The following is a 3,420-nucleotide window of genomic DNA, read 5'->3' as shown; positions in this document are numbered from 1 at the left end:
CCCACAGCCAGATTGATGATGGGCGAGAACTGCTGGCCGCTCGCGAAGGTGGCTCTCTGCTGGTCGTCAAAGGGCGTGTAGCCGACCTTCTTGCCGTCGACGTAGCTTGTGATGCCGTTGCTGTCCCACTGCGCCGCGAACCTGTGCGGGTTTCCATCGGCGAAGTCGGTGGTGGCGTCGGTAGTGGCAAAGGGCCCCTGAGATTTTGACGGGCTGCCGGGCGCGTCGCCCCAGTGCAGGGTGGCCAGCGATCGCGTGGTATCGCTCCCCTTGATCTCGGAGACGTCGATCTCCCCTGTCTGCGGCCACTGCAAGTCGCTTCCGTCAGCAGCATTCTGACCCTTTGGCAGCAGCCACATGGCGGGCCATAGACCCTTTCCCTTGGGAATGGTGGCGGTGAACTCCACCGCTCCCGTGCTCACTCCGCGCTGGGCGTCGAAGACCTTCCCTGAGACGTAGGGAGAGTCCTGAGCCGTGTTCGGGTCGCCGTTGGGCGCCGCGGTCAGCACCACGCCCTGGCCGGCCACTGCCGTCACCTGCGATGGGCTGTACTGCTGGAGCTCACCGTTGCCGCCGTGGAAGGTGTCATTGCCCACGCTGTATCCGGACGGTATGCCCCCCTGTGTGAAGTCGACGCAGTCCTTGTAGGCGTACTGCGACGTGAGATCGGGCTGGTCGCTGCCGATGGGCGCGGACGGGTCGATGGTGGGGGGAGCGCTTGCATCGGGAGCCGTGAGGGCAGCGGCCTGCGGGGTGAGAGCGATCGTGTCTTCCGGATGGAGGGCGACGACGTCTGCCTGGGTCGGGGGCGTGCTGAAATCGCCCTGCACGGGTGTTGAGGCCATGGGTATGGCAGGGTTCGTGGGGCCGAACGGCAGCTGGGGGGTGAGCAGGTTCATCGTGTGTCTCCCTCGATCAGTGGTTTCTCCCACTGTGCCACCGAGCGGTGAAGGGGCGGTAAAATCAGCGCCCGATGATGTGAACGAGAGGTTTGCGTTATCGAATGGAACACGGTCGTTTCACGCATTCTCACCGCTGCTTGTTGTCTCTGGTTTTTCTCGGACATCGTACAGTGGCTTCACAGTCCCTCTCGCCTTCACGAGGAGATGCCTCGACCGTGGGCCGGGAGAGCGAGTCTGGCGCCGCGGCGCCCTGTGGAGGTCATTCTCATGCAGCCTGTGCACACGCTCACGTCTCCCCTCACAACGGGCGCCACGGGTCGCGCTGCAGGGGGGGCGCACAGATCTTCGGGGTCGGGCAGCCCGCCCGCACCTTCATCTCCCGTCCGCGCACCGCTTGTCGATCAGGTTAGCCTCGGCGGTTCGACGCCGACGCATGACGGTGCGGCCACCCCACCGCTCAACCCCTCGCACCTCGCTCTCAGCAGCGCCTACGTGGGTGTCTTCGCCGCGGCGGCGATGGTTCCGGGGGCGCCGGCGTTCGGGCTCTGTCACCTTCCGAGAGAGGTCGACAGCACCGTGCGCCGCATCGAGCGACAGGCGCCGCACTACTCGAACGACGGGACGTGCTTTCGCAACCGTGAGGGACGACTGCCGTCCGCGGGTCGCCCAGACTACTACAGCGAGTGGACGGTGGAGACACCGGGCCTTCCGCACCGCGGTGCGCGGAGAATCGTCCAGGGGGCGCAGGGCGAGATGTACTACACCCACGATCACTACCGAAGCTTCGTGGTGATGCACGATGTCGGTGCAGCGTCACGGTAGCGGCGTCTGAGGAGGGGTTGAGAGTGGACATCCAAGCCACGAGAGCCATGTCCTGGATTCGGGCTCGCGGGCCAGCCGTCGACCCGGCAGGCGTGAAACCGCACACGATCGCGCCGGATGGAGACGGCACGCGTGACGAAGAGCGCCGAGACGCGGGGGCGCGGGGGCGGGCAGGTGCGCCTCCCCTGCAGCCGACCTCGCCCTCGGCCCCCGTCGCGCGCGAGGCCGTTCAAGCGGCGCGGGATTCCTTTGCGCGCGCGCGGTGGGCCCCCGGCGCGCGCGCGCTGGCGAGAGAATCGGTTGAACAGATGCTGGCCAGCGGGCACGCGTGTGTCGGCCTCGATCCGGAGCTGGGTGAAGCCGTGAAGGATGTTCTGGGCGAGGTGCGGCTCAACGTGCTCCAGACATGCCAGCGGGCGGGGGTCGACATCCGGGTGCTGCGCGACGGTGAGCTGCCGTTCGATCGCGCGCGGCCGATCGATGTCGCTGCTCGATTCGCAGACCTCTCGGCGCTCGCTCGGCGCGTGGCTGACAGCCTGGCCAGGCTCGAGGAGGATGGCCTTCCCGCCGGCTGCGCCAGCTTGAGCGAGGCTCGGGAGTTTGCGGACGCCCTTCACGCCGATCCGGAGGAAAGGGTTGTCCGTCTGGCCCACAAGCTCACTTCAAGCCTGCGGCTTCGCGCTGCCGCCGCATTTGCCGAATCCGGCGAGAGCCGCGACGGAGACGAATCTCCTGTTCTGTTCCACGGAACGTATGCACCGCCGGGCCGACAGGCGGTCGACGACCACGGGCTGTGGCAGGAGCCGCTTCTCGCGTGGCAGCACGGCGCCCGAACGCCGGCCGAGATCGCCGAGTTCACCGCGCTGGTGAGGGGGCTCAACCGCCCGCTTCTGCTCGAGCTGCGCAAGGAGTGCCTGCAGCGCGACCCGGAGGTTTCTCGCGCCTGGAGAGAGGGGCAGCAGGCCGGCGCGCGCAAGCTCCCGCCGTTTCGTCTTGATGGGGCCGTGCTGGCCGTGCCCAACCTCTTCTACTTCCGCCGAACCGATGACCCGTCTGAGGAACCCCTGCGGCTCGGCTGGCACGACGCGAGCGTGCTGCAAGGGCTGCGCGACGATCAGCTGGCGGGTGTTTTCTGGCCAGGAACCGAGTCAGCGGGCACCGTGGTTCTGCGAGAGGGTCACCTGGGACAGAGCGTGCACGGCTCGAGCACGGCGGTGCACGAGCTCGGACATGCCTATGAAGCTGCCGTGGCTCTGCTCGATCCGGCGTACTACGCGTCGTTCAAGGCCCAGCGCGATCTCACCCTGCGCATGATGCAGGAGAGCGCGCTCGTCGCGCCGTCAGCGTATGCCGTGACCAACGCCAAGGAGCTGGTGGCCGAGTCGTTCGGTCACCGCCACGCGAAGATGCGACATCTCCACGCGCAGTGGCAGCGCGCCGACGTGGCGTGCTCCGCGGTGCAGTCTCATCTGCAGGGGCGCCGAGGAGGCGCGTCTCTTCCCGTCGTGTCTGCAGGGGCGGGGGAAGGACATGAGACCTGGTACGTCGCCATGGGAGCGTTCATCGATCGCGCCGATCAGCTCTGGAGCAGCGACCCTTCGCGATTGAACCGCTGGCGCTCCTTGGCCAGGAGCGTGGTGCAGGGGGGGTGAAGCGGGCGAGCGAAGGCCTCGCCATGACTGAACCTTCTTCTGTA

The 3,420-nt window shown here is 67.3% G+C and carries 3 protein-coding genes; 2 read left to right on the top strand and 1 reads right to left on the bottom strand.

What is annotated here, in order from left to right; translation table 11 throughout:
* A partial coding sequence (locus tag EB084_22035) for a glycoside hydrolase family 16 protein (GenBank protein ID NDD30944.1) occupies positions 1-899 on the bottom strand: 899 nt, incomplete at its 3' end.
* Between the two features lie 519 nt (positions 900-1,418).
* Here EB084_22035 and EB084_22030 point away from each other — a divergent pair.
* Positions 1,419-1,724 carry a guanyl-specific ribonuclease Sa gene (locus EB084_22030; protein ID NDD30943.1) on the top strand — a complete coding sequence of 102 codons (306 nt, stop codon included), beginning with the start codon at positions 1,419-1,421 and terminating at the stop codon, positions 1,722-1,724.
* A gap of 47 nt (positions 1,725-1,771) precedes the next feature.
* The gene (locus tag EB084_22025) at positions 1,772-3,376 is read left to right on the top strand and encodes a hypothetical protein (protein NDD30942.1); all 1,605 of its coding nucleotides are present in this window, start codon (positions 1,772-1,774) and stop codon (positions 3,374-3,376) included.
* Positions 3,377-3,420: the final 44 nt, after the last annotated feature.

Source organism: Pseudomonadota bacterium (assembly GCA_010028905.1).
Lineage (GTDB): Bacteria > Vulcanimicrobiota > Xenobia > RGZZ01 > RGZZ01 > RGZZ01.
This window is presented reverse-complemented; position numbering and strand designations above follow the sequence as displayed.

Excerpts from the sequence above, each read along its gene's own strand:
- EB084_22030 (NDD30943.1), top strand. The coding sequence starts at position 1,419 with ATGGTTCCGGGGGCGCCGGCGTTCGGGCTCTGTCACCTTCCGAGAGAG.
- EB084_22025 (NDD30942.1), top strand. The coding sequence starts at position 1,772 with ATGTCCTGGATTCGGGCTCGCGGGCCAGCCGTCGACCCGGCAGGCGTG.